The sequence below is a fragment of the Paenibacillus sp. RRE4 genome, assembly GCF_031844205.1.
Lineage (GTDB): Bacteria > Bacillota > Bacilli > Paenibacillales > Paenibacillaceae > Paenibacillus > Paenibacillus xylanexedens_B.
In genome coordinates, this window is the sequence record NZ_JAUZUT010000001.1 from 1,530,413 (window position 1) to 1,545,688 (window position 15,276).

15 protein-coding genes are annotated in these 15,276 nt (G+C 49.4%); 13 read left to right on the top strand and 2 right to left on the bottom strand.

Translation table 11 applies throughout. The annotated features are described in order from the left end of the window. Positions 1-196 precede the first annotated feature (196 nt). The 3 genes from Q9R46_RS07035 (at position 197) to Q9R46_RS07045 (ending at position 4,718) form a co-directional block, all read left to right on the top strand. Positions 197-1,003 (top strand): SDR family oxidoreductase, encoded by an 807-nt coding sequence (locus tag Q9R46_RS07035; RefSeq protein WP_145329911.1) that lies wholly within the window; start codon positions 197-199, stop codon positions 1,001-1,003. A 229-nt stretch (positions 1,004-1,232) separates the two neighbouring features. Then, positions 1,233-3,761: an ATP-dependent helicase HrpB gene (hrpB, locus tag Q9R46_RS07040; RefSeq protein ID WP_311279410.1), complete on the top strand. Its 2,529-nt coding sequence runs from the start codon at positions 1,233-1,235 to the stop codon at positions 3,759-3,761. A 348-nt stretch (positions 3,762-4,109) separates the two neighbouring features. Continuing rightward, positions 4,110-4,718 (top strand): general stress protein, encoded by a 609-nt coding sequence (locus Q9R46_RS07045; RefSeq protein WP_145329913.1) that lies wholly within the window; start codon positions 4,110-4,112, stop codon positions 4,716-4,718. Positions 4,719-4,919: 201 nt separating this feature from the next. Here the strand turns inward: Q9R46_RS07045 and Q9R46_RS07050 are convergent, their stop codons facing one another. Then, complete coding sequence (locus Q9R46_RS07050; protein ID WP_145329914.1) at positions 4,920-5,297, bottom strand: YidH family protein; 378 nt, start codon at positions 5,295-5,297, stop codon at positions 4,920-4,922. An 86-nt stretch (positions 5,298-5,383) separates the two neighbouring features. On the opposite strand from Q9R46_RS07050, the gene Q9R46_RS07055 reads away from it, so the two are divergent. The 5 genes from Q9R46_RS07055 to Q9R46_RS07075 all read left to right on the top strand — a co-directional run bounded on the left by Q9R46_RS07055 (position 5,384) and on the right by Q9R46_RS07075 (position 10,510). Then, the gene (locus tag Q9R46_RS07055; protein ID WP_311279411.1) at positions 5,384-6,565 is read left to right on the top strand and encodes an acyltransferase; all 1,182 of its coding nucleotides are present in this window, start codon (positions 5,384-5,386) and stop codon (positions 6,563-6,565) included. Between the two features lie 210 nt (positions 6,566-6,775). After that, a complete protein-coding gene (locus Q9R46_RS07060) occupies positions 6,776-7,150 on the top strand; it encodes a replication termination protein (protein WP_090921036.1) in 375 nt (124 codons plus the stop codon). Positions 7,151-7,152: 2 nt separating this feature from the next. Beyond that, positions 7,153-8,169: a Gfo/Idh/MocA family protein gene (locus tag Q9R46_RS07065; RefSeq protein ID WP_311279412.1), complete on the top strand. Its 1,017-nt coding sequence runs from the start codon at positions 7,153-7,155 to the stop codon at positions 8,167-8,169. 299 nt (positions 8,170-8,468) lie between these two features. Further along, positions 8,469-9,728 (top strand): MFS transporter, encoded by a 1,260-nt coding sequence (locus tag Q9R46_RS07070; RefSeq protein ID WP_311279413.1) that lies wholly within the window; start codon positions 8,469-8,471, stop codon positions 9,726-9,728. An 89-nt stretch (positions 9,729-9,817) separates the two neighbouring features. After that, complete coding sequence (locus Q9R46_RS07075; RefSeq protein ID WP_311279414.1) at positions 9,818-10,510, top strand: ArsR/SmtB family transcription factor; 693 nt, start codon at positions 9,818-9,820, stop codon at positions 10,508-10,510. Positions 10,511-10,711: 201 nt separating this feature from the next. Here the strand turns inward: Q9R46_RS07075 and Q9R46_RS07080 are convergent, their stop codons facing one another. Continuing rightward, the gene (locus tag Q9R46_RS07080; RefSeq protein ID WP_145329922.1) at positions 10,712-11,278 is read right to left on the bottom strand and encodes a TraR/DksA C4-type zinc finger protein; all 567 of its coding nucleotides are present in this window, start codon (positions 11,276-11,278) and stop codon (positions 10,712-10,714) included. 200 nt (positions 11,279-11,478) lie between these two features. Between Q9R46_RS07080 and Q9R46_RS07085 the strand changes: the two genes are divergently transcribed. The 5 genes from Q9R46_RS07085 (at position 11,479) to Q9R46_RS07105 (ending at position 15,228) form a co-directional block, all read left to right on the top strand. After that, positions 11,479-11,856, top strand: a complete 378-nt coding sequence (locus Q9R46_RS07085; protein WP_123067129.1) for a DivIVA domain-containing protein — start codon at positions 11,479-11,481, stop codon at positions 11,854-11,856. Positions 11,857-11,898: 42 nt separating this feature from the next. Further along, on the top strand, positions 11,899-12,348 hold the full coding sequence (locus tag Q9R46_RS07090; protein WP_145329924.1) for an Rrf2 family transcriptional regulator: 450 nt from the start codon (positions 11,899-11,901) through the stop codon (positions 12,346-12,348). 17 nt (positions 12,349-12,365) lie between these two features. Further along, entirely contained in the window at positions 12,366-12,863 is a 498-nt protein-coding gene (locus tag Q9R46_RS07095; RefSeq protein WP_311279415.1) for a metallophosphoesterase family protein, read from the top strand. 275 nt (positions 12,864-13,138) lie between these two features. Continuing rightward, positions 13,139-14,059 carry a sugar phosphate isomerase/epimerase family protein gene (locus Q9R46_RS07100; RefSeq protein WP_145329928.1) on the top strand — a complete coding sequence of 307 codons (921 nt, stop codon included), beginning with the start codon at positions 13,139-13,141 and terminating at the stop codon, positions 14,057-14,059. Further along, on the top strand, positions 14,056-15,228 hold the full coding sequence (locus tag Q9R46_RS07105; protein WP_311279416.1) for a Gfo/Idh/MocA family protein: 1,173 nt from the start codon (positions 14,056-14,058) through the stop codon (positions 15,226-15,228). Before Q9R46_RS07100 ends, Q9R46_RS07105 begins: the two co-directional genes overlap by 4 nt. Positions 15,229-15,276 lie beyond the last annotated feature (48 nt).

The following is a 15,276-nucleotide window of genomic DNA, read 5'->3' on the forward strand; positions in this document are numbered from 1 at the left end:
TAACGAGGATCGTTTTCTGAAATAGATCGGCGTGTGGCTGGGCAGATCGTCAGTGTATGTAGTTGTCTGTATATTGAAAAAAGTTACGAGTGTTGATTTAAAAGCTACTGGTTTTGGGTAATCTTGTGAAGAATTGATTGAAATAAAATCAGATTAAATCTTTACATAATTTCCAAGACGAAGGAGTGGCTCGGCTATGACACAACACAGCAGCAGATCACCATTTCAAGGTAAGGTGGCTATCATTACAGGAGCTGGCTCGGGAATCGGCAAGGCTACGGCACTCAAGCTGGCGAATGAAGGGGCGCATGTGGCGTTGTTCGATCTGGTGAATGATCGGATATCAAAGACAGAAGCGGAGATTAATGCGAGCCATGAAGGGGCGGCACGAGCGTTCGATGTGGATATTTCCGATCCGGCGCGGGTTGAAAAGGCTGTACTGGAAACGGTCGAATTGTTTGGAGGACTGGATATCGTTTTTGCCAATGCGGGCATAAACGGGGTATCTGCTCCAATCGAGGAAATTCAGGTGCAGGACTGGCAGCAGATTATTACGACAAACCTGGACGGCACATTTTTCACCGTAAAATATGCTCTCCCGCATCTGAAAAAACGCGGCGGCGGCAGCATTATTATTACAAGCTCGATCAATGGGAACCAGCGTTTCTCCAGCTTCGGTATGTCGGCGTATAGCACGTCAAAGGCAGGACAGGTTGCTTTTGCCAAGATGGCGGCTTTGGAGCTGGCGAAATTCAAGATCAGAGTCAACGTGATCTGTCCAGGAGCGATTGCTACCAATATTGATCAAAGTACGATCAAGACAGATGACCTGCAGGACATTATCATCCCGATGGAGTTCCCGGAAGGACAGCAGCCGCTTGCGGATGGACCAGGACAGCCCGAGCACGTTGCGGATCTGGTTAGCTTCCTCGCTTCCGGCGCATCCAAACATATTACTGGGGCAGAGATCGTGATCGATGGTGCGGAGTCGCTGTTGAGTTGATCGGGTAAACGATGGGGAAGTAACTGGATAAGACAATAACCGTTATTCGTAGATGATTAGCCCACAAGCTGAAAGTTAGATAATTGAATGAGTTTGGGTAACATCTATAAGATATGGATGTCATATAGTCGTTCCTTCGGGACGGCTTTTTTTGTTATAATGCTAACATTCGAATGCTGAGCTTATAGAATGATATCGAAACGGCAAGATATGCATTAGGAGCGATGATATGTACACTGATTTACCAATACAAGCGATTATTCCGGAGGTACAGCAGCTGTTCCGTGACCAGGACACAGGTGTTTTGATTGCTGAACCGGGCGCCGGAAAAACAACGGTTGTGCCGCTGGCGATGCTTGAGCAGCCTTGGCTGGATGGCAAAAAAATCATTATGCTGGAGCCGCGGAGACTCGCTGCTCGTTCAGCCGCGTCGAGAATGGCAGCAACGCTGGGTGAAAAAGCAGGACAAACGGTCGGATACCGCGTACGAATGGATACCCGGGTAAGCCCGGCTACGCGAATCGAAGTGGTCACTGAGGGCGTATTAACGCGTATGCTACAGCAGGATCAGGGACTTGAAGATACGGCGATGATCATCTTTGACGAGTTCCATGAACGGCACCTGCACGGTGATCTGGGACTGGCTTTGGCGCTGGAATCGCGGGCTATGTTGCGGCCGGATCTGAAACTGCTGGTCATGTCGGCAACGCTTGACCCGGAACCGGTCTGTCGTTTGCTGGGCGAAGGTACACAAGTTGTGCATTGTAAAGGCCGTACGTTTCCGGTGGAAACGAAATATGTCGCGAAACCTGCCGCAGTTGAAATCGAGAGCTGGACGGCTCGTACCGTTATCCGAGCATTGAGTGAAGAACAGGGGGACGTTTTGGTTTTTCTTCCCGGGGCGAGAGAGATTCATCGTACGGAAAGGGAATTGTTGCAAGCAACTCTCCCTCCGCAGGTCCTTGTACATACGCTATATGGCAGTATGTCTGCCGAGAAGCAGGATGAAGCCATCCGGCCTGCGGCGGGTGGCTGGCGCAAGGTTGTGCTGTCCACTTCCATTGCAGAGTCGAGTCTGACTCTTCCGGGTGTGAAAGTGGTCGTGGATGCCGGACTAAGCCGGGCGTCGGCTTTCTCGCCAAGGACGGGGATGAGCCGGCTTGTCACACAGCCGGTCTCCAAGGCGTCCGCTGATCAGCGGCGCGGACGTGCGGGGCGTATTGCCCCTGGGGTGTGTTACCGGCTATGGAGCGAGGAGGCTCATGGCGCGTTGCCTGAAGCAACGCGCCCGGAGATCACCTCCGCGGATCTTGCGCCGCTGGCGCTGGAGCTTGCCGCGTGGGGTGTCCAGTCCCCGGCTGAGCTTAGCTGGCTGGACACCCCGCCTGATGCGGCTTACGCTCAGGCACAGGCGCTGCTGCGCCAGCTGGGCGGCCTGGACGAAGCAGGCCGCCTCACGCCCTTGGGGCGGCGGATGAACACACTTGGCGTTCATCCGCGGATGGCCAGCATGTTGCTCCGCGCGGCGGAGCTTGGGCTGGCCAGATACGCCAGCACGCTGGCGGCGCTGCTGCAGGAGCCGGCAGGCCTCCGCAGCAACAGCGCAAGTGCTGGCGGCGCGGGCACGGACTTGCGCCCGCGCGTAGAAGCGCTGCTGGCCGCGGGCAGCAGCGGGGGGCCGCCAGCGGCAGCGGCTGGCGCAGACGGCGCTGCCGTGCGGCGCATGTTGCAGGAGAGCCGCCAGCTATGCTCGGCGCTCGGAAGCGCGGCGGCCGATCCGGTGCGGCCGGATGAGGACAGCTGCGGGTTGCTGCTGTCCTTTGCGTATCCGGACCGGATCGGGCAGCGCCGCGAGGATGGCCGCTATCTGCTGAGCAGCGGCCGCGGGGTACGGCTCGCGGGGGCCGAGTCGCTGAGCCGTTCCGCCTACCTGGTCGCAGTCGAGGCCGACGACCAGGGCGCAGATGCGCGTATCCTGCTGGCTGCGCCGGTGCAGGAGCAGGTGATGCTGCGTGCCGCGCAGCATCTATTGCACGAGGAGGTGCTGGTGGCTTGGGATCGCTCGACTAGAAGTGTGCGGGCACATAAGCGGCAGCGCATCGGAGCAATAATGATCAAGGAAAGCATGATTGCACAGCCACCGGAAGATCAGGTACTGGAAGCACTATTGTCTGGGATACGACTGGAAGGGGTGGACATCCTGCCGTGGAGTAAAACATCGCGCCAACTTGCGGAGCGCATGCGTTTTCTGCATCTGCACATGCCAGACTGGCCTGATCTGATCGAGAATCATCTGACGGATGAGCTGCAGGAACAGCTTGCACCGTATCTGGCAGGAATGCGCTCGGCCGCTGATCTGAAGAAACTGTCCATGCATGATGTACTTTTAGGTGGACTTAGCTGGTCGCAGCGGCAGCAACTGGATGAAGAGGCGCCTACCCACATTCAGGTTCCAAGTGGTTCTCGTATTCCCGTAGATTACAGCAATCCGGAAGATCCGATTCTGGCTGTTCGATTACAAGAGATGTTTGGACAGCAAGAGACCCCTCACATCGGAGGCGGTCGTGTTCCGGTCACGTTGCATCTGTTATCTCCCGCGCAACGCCCTGTACAGGTTACAAGAGATTTGGCGAACTTCTGGCGTGAGACCTATTTTGAAGTGAAGAAAGATTTAAAAGGGCGATATCCGAAACATTACTGGCCGGATAATCCGCTTGAAGCGATCGCAACGAATCGTGCGAAACCGCGAACAACCTGATAATCAGGTTGTTCATCTACAGAAGTCAAACTGAACATGTCTATACCTACAGTCTGATGACAGAATAACCCTACGGAACGCTGTATTTTCGCTTTGTCTTGTATGCCCCTCTCGTCGCGAAGCATATGCATCAGACGCAAATTTCATTTTGAGCGGGAACATCCCTGCAGTATGGCTGTTTCAGTTTTTTTCTATGGATGATCTCGTCATTTTTTGTCTCCAAAGGTATTCGGTCTTTTGGCTCAAATTAGTATTTATGCATATGATCATTAGCCCAGAGACGTTTGAAAGAGAGAATGACGGGTAATAACATAGCGAACCACTCAAATCCATGAGGAGGTATTCACTATGAAGAAGAAAATCGTAGGTGTGTTTAATACAGAGCGTGAGGCATCCGATGCGATTGAAAGTTTAAAAGCCGAAGGATTTACATCGGATGAGATATCTGTCGTAACGCAGGACAGAGATGAGTTGAAGGCTATTCGGGAAGAGACAGGCACAAAAGCGCCAGAGGGTGTAGCAGCAGGTGCAGCCACAGGTGGTGTGCTTGGAGGTGTAGCAGGTTTGCTTGCTGGCATTGGTGCACTGGCTATTCCGGGGATCGGCCCGATTCTGGCTGCAGGACCTATTGCCGCAGCATTTACAGGTGCAGCTGTAGGTGCAGGAGCCGGAGGATTGGTTGGTGGACTTGTAGGACTGGGTATTCCAGAAGAGGATGCAAGACAATATGAGGAGTATGTGCAGCATGGTAAAATTCTGTTGCTCGTAGACTCATCGGATCGGGATAACGCGGTATACGATGTGTTTAACCTTAACCGTCAGACTCATTCCAACATCGATCCTGTGCATGGTGAAGATGTGAATACTGTTGATTCACGTCCAGATCTCGATATGGAAGAACGCCGAATGGAAGCACAGACCAAAGCCGCTCGTTTCGGCAACAACACCTTTTTGTAAAGACTGAACGCCACAGAACACATGCGGGCTCATTCGGGTTAGAGGCTTGAATAGCAATGATGCATGTGAACGATAAACGATAAAACAGACTGAAGCCGGTCTCCGCTGAGGAGAGCGGTTTTTGTCCTCATACGGGATTCGGCTGTCTCAGGTTTGCAATGGGTTTGTAATGATAAGATCCGAATATTGTTTTTCACAAGGTCAGACAGGGAATAACAATACATACAGCAGCACAGCTAGCGCGAGGCCAATCACAAGCAACAGGAGACTGAGAAACGTGATAAGTCCGGTAGTGGCTTGGAAGGTCTGCTCATTAATCTGTGTGCGTTTACGGTGGTAAGCAATGGCTGAACAACCAATGATGGCAATGCCGCCAAACAGAGAAGTGATTCCCGTGATGATGGCAGCAAGATGGGCAATGCGGTCATAGGCGGTGGAATGAAAACCGAAACCAGCGGCAAGGAAACCGATCCCTGCCATGGCAATGCCTGTGCGTACCCAAGCGAGAAATGTACGCTCGTTAGCTAGATGTTGTTGAACCGTTTTGGATTCATGTGAACCGGATGGTTTGTCTGACATTACTTTTACATACCTCCAATGGATGGTTAAAGGTTTTTTAATTTGATTTCGTATTTGATATTTCAAAAATAAACAAGAAAGGTAGGTTGAGTGATTTGCCTCGCAAAGAACGAATTACTGAAATCGAAACACTACGAGGCTTGGCCTTTGCAGCGGTTGTACTGCAACATTCTATTGCTCATTATTCGCTGGTTCCGCAGGCTGGACTTCAGGATGGCGTCGTGCTGGCCTTGCTACTGATGTTAGCGAAGTTCGCTGTGCCACTTTTTATATTTATAACCGGGATGGTGCTGTTCTACAACACCGGTGATAAGCTCCATTACGGCCAGTTTATGCGGAAAAGAGTCATGGATGTCATCTTGCCCTATGCGGTCTGGTCTCTCATTTATTTTATACTCGCCCCGCGTAACTGGACAACATTCGGCTGGCAGGACATTCCTGACCTCGCTCTGAAGCTGGTGACAGGTAAGACGGCTTCGCATTTCTGGTACATCATTATGCTCATTCAGTTTTACGTGTTCTTTCCGTTATTCTTGCTTGGTATCCGGTATGTAGTCCATCGTTACCAAGCCAAGGGACGAATGCTCGCACTGCTGGGTTCAGGCGTCTTATTTCTGGTTCTATCCGATCAATTAAGGAACATTGCCGGCTGGATGGAGCGTATGCAAATCCCGGTACTGACAGATGCTTTTACAACCTACGCAGACCGTAATTTCATCTATTTCTTTTTTTATTTTGTACTGGGCGCTGCGGCGGGAATTTCGGTACAGCGCTGGAAAGAATGGATTGAGCGTTTGCGCTGGGTCTACTGGCTGGTGTTTATGATCTTGGGTCTACGGTTTATGTATCTATTAATGCTGGAGTTTCAGAAACCCGAAGGAATTCAAATCCGTTTTTATACCGTCAGCCTGATCAGGCCGGATATGGTTCTGTTCCTGATTGCTTCCATTATGGTGATGTACCAATTAGCCAGTAAGCTTCATCACCATCGCGTTCTTTACTGGCTGGGATGGATTGGCGGCATGTCGTATGGGGGATATCTGATGCACATGCTGGTGCTGCGTTACAGTTACATTCCAGACGAATGGTTTTACGTGGCGTGGGGCTGGAATCCTGCGATTCGTATGATTGTTACTTGGATTGTAGCACTGAGTGTATCTTGTGCGCTGACTTGGCTGATCTCGCGTTTTAAATGGGGAAAATGGATCGTAGGCGTTGTACCGAAACACACCCAAGCCAATAACCCGACTGCTTCGACCCAAAGGTGAGTATTTCAATAAATATGAGTATTCCATTATATGAAAAATTCACAATAAGTAAGGTCGTTCTTTCTTACTCCAGCCTGTCTATACTCAATCTTCAGCCCGCTTACTCACCGTGACCACACGTTACAAGAGTGAAATCAGGATCAAGATGGCAGGATCAGAACATATGTTTTATAATGAGAGATAGACAGGTTCTGACAGGAGGGAAAGCGCATGGCTTTTATGATTGCACAGCGGGCATTTATCAAAGTTTATCTGATCACGATGGTGGAGCAACATAGAGGTTATGGTTACGAGATGCTGGAAGCGATGAAGCAAGAATTCAAAGATTACGGATATGTACCACCCCAAAGTGAGGTATATCGGGCATTACATGAGCTGGTACAACAGGGCATCTTTTATCGAACCAAAAAATTAAAGGGAAACGATCCCAAAGTTGATTTCCAGGAAATTGTTCTCTATCACTTCACAGATGATGGTGCGGCCAAAGCAGAGTTATACAAGAAACAGGTGAAAGCCGATCTGGATCGTTGTCTTGGCATTTTGCACAAGGCAGAAGCGGATAATTACGGTACGAAAGGAAGATGAGCATGAACAGACCTCTGCAGTGGGGTGTACTGGGTACTTCAACGATTGCCAAAAATGCTATTATTCCTGCAATTCAGCAGTCTGAACGTGGTGAAGTACTGGCAATTGCCAGCCGCTCCAAGGAAAAGGCTGAAGCTCTGGCTGAAGAGATGGACATTGTCAGATCCTATGGCAGTTATGAGGAACTTATTGCTGATCCGGATATCCAGGCCGTTTATATCCCGTTGCCAAACCATCTACACCGAGAGTGGACGATTAAAGCTGCCGAGGCGGGAAAACATGTGCTTTGTGAAAAACCTGCCGCGCTGAATGCCAAAGAATCCATAGAGATGATTAAGGCATGTGAACGCCATGGGGTGTTGTTCTCGGAAGCTATCATGTATCGGTATCATCCGAAACACAGACGGGTGCAGGAGATTATCGAGAGTGGCGAGATTGGAACGGTCAGAGCGATTCATGGTAATTTTACATGTAATACCGCAGATGACAAAGATAATGTGAGATTCAAGAAACACATGGGTGGCGGTTCTATTTTTGACCTCGGTGTATATCCGATTTCTGCTGCGCGCATGTATCTGGGACAAGAGCCGGAAGCCGTTACGGTCCATGCTTTATTCTCGGAGGAACATGATGGTGTAGATATGATGGCTTCAGGGCTGATTGAGTTTCCGAACGCAGTGGCTCTGACCTTTGATTGCGGCATGTGGGCGTCAGGACGGGCTGAGATGGAGATTCTCGGAACGGAAGGACGTATTGAGCTGCCTAAAGTGTTCGGCTGGGAGAATAGCGATATCCCGCCTCAGATCATCATTCATACGGATTCCGTCAGCCGGGAGGAACGAGTTTCGGTATCCAACTCCTATGTGCTTCAGGTCGAAACATTTGCAACGGCAGCTCTTGAAGGAGAGGCGTTGCCGTTCGGTCCGGACAACACCATTTTGAACATGCGTGTGATTGATGCCTGTCTGGAATCAGCGCGCAAGCGTCAGCGGGTGCTGGTGGATCGTAGTCCGATTTAAACAACTCGTACAACTGCTACAGCTGTAGTGCAATGACCTCCAGACCTTAACCTTTAGGCTGTAAATTTTAAAATCAGGATGATACAGGACTCCATCAATGACGATGAGAGTCTTTTTGTATGGTTATGCAAGACCAATCAGGATGGAGACTCAAGCTCATTGATTTTATAGATATTCAACGTTAACAACATCCTTAAGAAACAACGTTAAAAATATTTTCACGTTTGTATTGATTTTTGCATAAACTTCGTTAAAATAATATTAACATGAAAAATATTTTAACGTTGAGGAGTGGAACAATGATGAACGAGGGTGCTGTGGCGGGGAAACAAGGTTTGGGAGAATTAATTCGAATCAGGCCGTATATGCAATTTATGCTGAGTAAAATGGTGTCCCGCTTTGGAGATTCCATCGATTCGATTGCGTATAGCTGGATGGTGTATATTTTAACCGGATCGAAGGTACTGATGGGCACACTTCTAGCCGTTAACTTTTTGCCGAATATTCTGTTTGGGCTGTTCGCCGGGGCATTGGTGGATCGATTATCTCCGAAAAAAGTCATCGTCATGACGAATACCGGACGCGGAGTGATGGTTGGACTCACAGCACTTTTATTCGCTCTGGGGCAACTTGAAGTGTGGCACTTATTTGTATTCACGGTTCTGAACTCCTTGCTGGAATGTTTCACGTCACCTGCCGAGGTGTCCAGTGTTCCCAGATTATTACCTCAGTCCATGTTGCTTTCAGGTAACGCGATGACCTCTTCAGCCACTCGATTGGCTGAACTGGCGGGGCTAGCCGCGGCAGGCGCTTTAATTGCAACTGTGGGTATCGCGTGGACCATCTGGATTGACGCGGCGTTGTTTGCAGTGAGCGCTATCCTGATGAGCCGGGTGGACTATCCGGAATGGATGTCACCGCGAGCCGTGTCATCTGGCGCCAGGAGTCTGATCTCCGAGATGGCGGAAGCTTTTCATTTTCTACGTAAACATGCTTTGTTACTGGTCTCTTCCGTGTTATTCGCTTGGGTTAACTTCTGCCTGATGCCGTTTAATGTGCTGCGTACACCTTACGTGATGGAAATACTGCAAGCAGGTGCTTGGGGATTAAGTCTGCTTAGCGGGCTTTTAGTTGGAGGAATCGTGCTTGGAGGTCTGTGGATGTCACAACAAGGGACACGTTACCGTAAAAGCGTGCTGGTCATCATCGGCATTGTTATGCTTGGTTGCGGATATGCGATGACTGCACTTCCGGCTTATATGACGTCATTCCAGCTTCTGACTGCAGGTGTGTTCTGTTTGCTTATGGGTTTGGGCATACCGCTTGCGACAACGCCGCTCGTTTCATATCTGATGGAAGTGACGCCTTCCCATATGCTCGGAAGAGTGTCTGCGCTGCAAAGTATGCTGGTCCTAAGTGTTTCACCACTCGGTAGTCTTCTGTCCGGTGTTCTGGCCGACTGGTTTTCAATGCCGATCCTGTTCATTGTATTTGGCGTGTTGCTGGGATTGTCTGCGATATTACTGATTACGAGCAAAAGTTTTCGGCGGGAGATGTAAGTGTACGTCCTTTTGACCGAAGTCCTGTCTGAACGGTATAATATAGGGAACGAAGGGCAGGCAGGTACCCCGGAAATGAGGATTCGGATATGCAGCAACATAAAGTGCTCTCAACAATTGAAGAGATCAAAATCTACTCTGATCCGTACCGGATACAGATTATGAATATGTTTAACCGCCAGGGCAGACCTTCCACCGTGAAGGAAATTGCAGATCTGATGGGAGAAGTGCCTGCGAAGGTGCATTATCATGTGAAAAAACTGGAGAAAATCGGTCTTCTAACCATGGTATCCACTCGGGAAATCAACGGCATTATCGCAAAATATTACGAACCCTTCTCGGGTGAAATCCACCTTCGTCACAAGGATGAAGAGGATGAAAATTCACCGCTGAAGCAGGTTTTTCGCTCCGAAACGCTAAAGTTGCTGAACGAAATGTTCGAACAGAGCCGCCAGCGCTTTATGAATCATGCAGAGCATGATCGTCAGGAGAAACGTTTTATCTCGGATATGACGCTCTACGCTACTGCGGATGAAGTAGAGGAGCTATATCAGAACATTGTGGAGCTGTGCAAACCGTATTTAACCAAGGATGAACAGAAATCAGACCATCAGGTTTTTCAGCTGTTCACGGCGTTGTCCAAAGAAGTTCAAGCTGCACCGCAAGCTGATACTCCCAAGGCGTCGAAAACATCCGAAACATCAAGCACGGCGAAAAAATCGAAACCTGCTACCAAACGGAAAGCCTCAGAACCTAAGGCGCGCAGGACGGACCAAATGTAGACGTATGATAGTCGATTCATTCATTTTAGGAAGAGAAAACAATCGGGTAGCATGGAGTTACAGCAAAAAAGCCGCCAATGGCGGCTTTTTATTATCATAATGGGATAGGGCTGATTCCATCTGAGTCGATGTCCAGACTATTGGATCATTAGATGTCTAAATGCCTTGGTTAATCTGGACTTGAGGTATATTTCTTTTACTTTACATGTTCTCGTCGTAATCCTTCACATCTCGTTTGGCGGCCATCGCGGGGGAATTGGATGTACCGTAGTCCTCAACAGCTTCCCATGCTTCTGCATGGTCAAACTTGCCAGCGTTACGCTGTCTCACTTCCCCGGCACCACTCGGTGGCATCGTCATGACCTCTTCCTCAACAGGACGATCATTACTTACGTCCCGGTTTGGAGTATCATCGATGCAATAGGCGGTATAAGGTATAGCTTGCAAACGCTCAAAAGGGATCTCTTTGCCACATGTAACACAGGTTCCATATGTACCCTCATCCATACGTTCGAGGGCTTCATTGACCTGATTAAACTCTTCGGTTAGTGTATCGTCGATTGCGAGGTCACGGCTACGTTCAAACGTTTCTGTTCCCGCATCTGCCGGGTGATTATCGTAAGAGGAGAGTTCGCCTGTAGAATCTTTTAACGACTCTGCTGGTGCGCCATCCTCCATGCTGGATTCAAAATGACGTTGCAGATCCTCACGCTGCTCCAGCAGGGCTTGCTGCAATTCTTTACGTTGTTCTTGGGTTAATGTACTCATAAGGACATGCTCCTTTCCCGCTTGAGGGTTGTAACGACTTCTTACCCGAAAAGCAAGAGAAACAATCATTTTGCACGGGAGAGGGCGGTTTCGTTTTATATCTGATGCATTATGTGTTATAAAAAATAGAGAGAGAAATTGCCGTGTGTTCTTTTCGGATGAATGGAACCGCTGCTCGGCTATAATGGAGGGTTGTCAAGATGGATGAACATATGAAACGAAGATTGGACAAACAGAGACAATTGTTCAAACAACTGGGTGTGCAGCTGGATGCTTTATCAATTCATGAGAAACAGTTCAATTATAAACTTCGTGGCTATGACCCGGACGAGGTAGATGCTTACCTGGATCTGGTGATTAAGGATTACGAGCGCTTTTATGCGAATATTGCGGATTTAATGGATAAATGGCAGGAGCAGCAGCTGACCATTCGTGACCTCAAGAATTCGGTCAAACCTGTCGATGACCCGAACAAGATTGATCGCAAACAACTGGATGACATCGTGAAGCAACTGGAGTATACTGTGCGACAACTCAAAGTCAGAGCACGTCCTGAAAAGGATCTGTTTACGGAATAAGGCTGGAACATCCGGGATTATATTTAAAAAAGGTGGTTAATCATGAGTACTCATTTTTCGGTCAGTGTGCATTGTTTGTTGCTACTGTCTCTCAGCGCGCCTGAACGAATCACGTCTGCTGAAATTGCGGGTAGCGTTAATACCAATCCTGTCGTTGTCAGACGTATACTGGGAGGGCTGAAAAAGGCAGGATTAGTCAATTCTTCACCAGGCACTAGAGGGTTTTATCTGGCAAAGCCAGCGAGTGAGATTACACTTGCCATGGTTTATGAGGCAGCCAAGGATGAAGGGCCATTGTTCCCGATCCATGGAAGTTGCAATCCCAATTGCGAGGTGGGCATGCAGATGGATGGACTGCTGACCAACCTGTATCAGATTGCTGAATCTAAAGTGGAGCAGTTTTTTGCAACGATCACGCTTGAAGATATGGAGCGTACCAGTACCGAGCGGATCCAGGCTTCACAATTAGAGGCGAATCAGAAGTCGAACTAAGGGAAGGCGGTAATCACATGAAAATCATTGTTATCTCCGACACGCATCTACCGAAAAAAGCAAAAACGTTACCCGCGCCATTGGTTGACGCATTGACTAGCGCAGATCTCATTCTCCATGCAGGGGACTGGTCAGACTGGAGTGTGTATGAATTGCTAAGCCATTACGCTCCGGTCGAAGGCGTCGCTGGTAATACTGACCCATCCGAGATCGGGGAGAAGCTGGGTTTCTCCCGCATTGTTGAGGCGGAAGGGCTTCGCTTGGGGCTTGTACATGGTCATCGTGGATCAAACGGCACAGAGCAGAACGCCATTCAGACCTTTGCTGGAGAGCAGCTGGATGCGGTAGTCTACGGGCATTCACATATTCCGGTGATGCACACCGTAGATGGCCTGCTTGTATTTAATCCGGGTTCACCTACAGACCGCCGATTTCAGAAGCGATTTTCGTTCGGAATCATGACGGTAGAAGATGGGAGATTGCAGGCCGAGCATGTTTTTTTTGATCGTGATTAGATCGTATTTGTATGGACAAGTTTACTTGGACAACAATAGAACAGCATTCCATATAAAAGGTGTCTCTGAACAGAAGTTATTTCTGTTTTAGAGACGCTTTTTTGTTTTTGGAGGATGATGTGACTCGAAACGTTATCTCTGAATGGGGAATATGTGCGGTTTGTTATCTGTCATTCATCTGTTTGCGTTAGGCTCTATGGCAGTGATCAAGAGAGTGATACAATGCGTTTACGACATAAAATGAATGCGTTTACATAAAGGGGAGGTTCAAAAACATGAAACTGTCCATATTCACCGTTGCTGTCCCAGACCTGGATGCTAACGAGCTGGCTTCCGCAGCGGCGTCAGCGGGTATCGCTGGAATCGAGTGGAGATATCGCGGCATACCGGAGGATGCGTTGTCTGAACAACCTTCGTACTGGCGAAATAATCGTTGCTCCATCGATCCGGACAGGTGGCAGGCAGAGGTCCCTGTTTTTCGGGAAGCGGCTGAGGTTCATGATAGAAAATCCATTGCACTTGTGCCGTATCTCAATTGTGGAGACATGGTTGCAACCGAGCAAGCATTCCAGGCCGCTTCTGCACTTGGCGCTTCTATGATGCGTGTGGGCGTTCCGGGTTATGACCGGAGTACAGCTTATCCCGAGTTATACGGGAAGGCCGTTCGTTATCTAAACGAAGTTCAGGATATAGCGAAACAGTATAACATTAAAGCTATCGTTGAAACGCATCATCAAACGATCGCGCCCACGGCTTCTCTAGCCTATCGCCTTGTACAATCTCTTGATCCCAAGCATGTCGGGGTACTCTATGATCCGGGTAACATGGTGCACGAAGGGTATGAAAATCATCGGATGGGACTTGAACTGCTTGGTCCGTATCTCGCCCATGTGCATGTGAAAAATGCGGGATGGTACAAGAAGAATTCGGGGGACACATCCGATGCGAGATCGTTGGTTGGAAGCGGCGGCTCTAAACAATTACTAAGCACGTCATGGGAATGTCACTGGGCTCCGCTGACGGAAGGTATGGTGGACTGGGTGCAGATGGTACGTGATCTGAGAGCAGTTGGCTATGACGGTTATTATGGCATCGAAGATTTTAGCGGAACTTTGGATTCCAGAGCGATGTTACAGCATTTTGCAGACGTCTTTGCTGCAATTGAGCGTCGCGTAAACGAGGAGGAGCAAGCATGAGTATCGTTCGAGTAGCGGTTATTGGGATTGGAAACATGGGTGCGTCACATGCCAGAACATTGGTGGCTGGAGAAGTACCGGGTGCAGAATTAGTAGCTGTATGTGATGTGAGAAAAGAGATGGAGAGCTGGGTAACGAGTAACCTTCCGTCTACCGTAACATATTGGCAGGATGCGGAGCAGATGATGTCTTCGGGAACAATTGATGCCGTCATTGTTGCCACGCCACACTACGACCATCCCGAACAAGCGATTCTGGCATTCCGGCATGGCCTGCATGTCATGATCGAAAAACCGGCGGGTGTGTATACGAAACAGGTTCGGGAGATGAACGAGGCTGCTGCGGCAAGCGGTAAAGTGTTCTCCATCATGTACAATCAACGGACCAATCCGCTGTACATTAAGCTACGTGACCTGATTGCTTCAGGTGAGCTTGGTGAGGTGCGGCGTACCAACTGGATTATTACAAACTGGTATCGCTCCCAGAGTTACTATGATTCCGGCGGCTGGCGTGCAACATGGGCAGGCGAAGGAGGCGGTGTGTTGATTAATCAAGACCCGCACCAGCTGGACCTGTGGCAGTGGACGATTGGCATGATGCCTGTGCGTATGCGTGCCTTCTGCGCCTTCGGTAAATACCGGAACATAGAAGTGGAAGATGACGTGACCGCTTATGTCGAATATGAAAATGGAGCGACGGGTGTGTTTGTAACCACCACGGGTGAAGCACCAGGAACAAACCGCTTCGAGGTTAGCGGCGACCGCGGTAAGATTGTCATCGAAGACGGACAACTCACCTTCTGGCGCTTGCGCGAATCGGAGCCAGAGTTCAATCAACGTTTTACCGGCGGATTCGGACAGCCGGAATGCTGGAAATGCGATGTGCCGATTACAGGCATTGAGACAGGTCATCCGGGGTTAATCCGCAATTGGGTTGATGCGATTCGCACAGGGGTTCCATTGATTGCTCCCGGTCAGGATGGCATTCACGGCTTAACGTTATCCAACGCGATGTTGCTCTCCACTTGGACGGATAACTGGGTTGATCTGCCGATCAATGAAGACTTGTTCTACGAGCACTTGCAGGAGCGGATTGCCAATTCAACAACGAAGAAAGACAAAGCATATGCGGGCGGTCAGCCTGCCGATCTGAGTCAGACCTTTAAATGATGATGTAGATCAGTTCAACTGGAGATTTACACGGACCAATCCGATGAC

What these genes read in the sequence shown, in the direction of transcription:
- Q9R46_RS07035 (WP_145329911.1), top strand. Translation starts at nt 197, where the DNA reads ATGACACAACACAGCAGCAGATCACCATTTCAAGGTAAGGTGGCTATC.
- hrpB (WP_311279410.1), top strand. Translation starts at nt 1,233, where the DNA reads ATGTACACTGATTTACCAATACAAGCGATTATTCCGGAGGTACAGCAG.
- Q9R46_RS07045 (WP_145329913.1), top strand. Translation starts at nt 4,110, where the DNA reads ATGAAGAAGAAAATCGTAGGTGTGTTTAATACAGAGCGTGAGGCATCC.
- Q9R46_RS07050 (WP_145329914.1), bottom strand. Translation starts at nt 5,297, where the DNA reads ATGTCAGACAAACCATCCGGTTCACATGAATCCAAAACGGTTCAACAA.
- Q9R46_RS07060 (WP_090921036.1), top strand. Translation starts at nt 6,776, where the DNA reads ATGGCTTTTATGATTGCACAGCGGGCATTTATCAAAGTTTATCTGATC.
- Q9R46_RS07065 (WP_311279412.1), top strand. Translation starts at nt 7,153, where the DNA reads ATGAACAGACCTCTGCAGTGGGGTGTACTGGGTACTTCAACGATTGCC.
- Q9R46_RS07070 (WP_311279413.1), top strand. Translation starts at nt 8,469, where the DNA reads ATGATGAACGAGGGTGCTGTGGCGGGGAAACAAGGTTTGGGAGAATTA.
- Q9R46_RS07075 (WP_311279414.1), top strand. Translation starts at nt 9,818, where the DNA reads ATGCAGCAACATAAAGTGCTCTCAACAATTGAAGAGATCAAAATCTAC.
- Q9R46_RS07080 (WP_145329922.1), bottom strand. Translation starts at nt 11,278, where the DNA reads ATGAGTACATTAACCCAAGAACAACGTAAAGAATTGCAGCAAGCCCTG.
- Q9R46_RS07085 (WP_123067129.1), top strand. Translation starts at nt 11,479, where the DNA reads ATGGATGAACATATGAAACGAAGATTGGACAAACAGAGACAATTGTTC.
- Q9R46_RS07090 (WP_145329924.1), top strand. Translation starts at nt 11,899, where the DNA reads ATGAGTACTCATTTTTCGGTCAGTGTGCATTGTTTGTTGCTACTGTCT.
- Q9R46_RS07095 (WP_311279415.1), top strand. Translation starts at nt 12,366, where the DNA reads ATGAAAATCATTGTTATCTCCGACACGCATCTACCGAAAAAAGCAAAA.
- Q9R46_RS07100 (WP_145329928.1), top strand. Translation starts at nt 13,139, where the DNA reads ATGAAACTGTCCATATTCACCGTTGCTGTCCCAGACCTGGATGCTAAC.
- Q9R46_RS07105 (WP_311279416.1), top strand. Translation starts at nt 14,056, where the DNA reads ATGAGTATCGTTCGAGTAGCGGTTATTGGGATTGGAAACATGGGTGCG.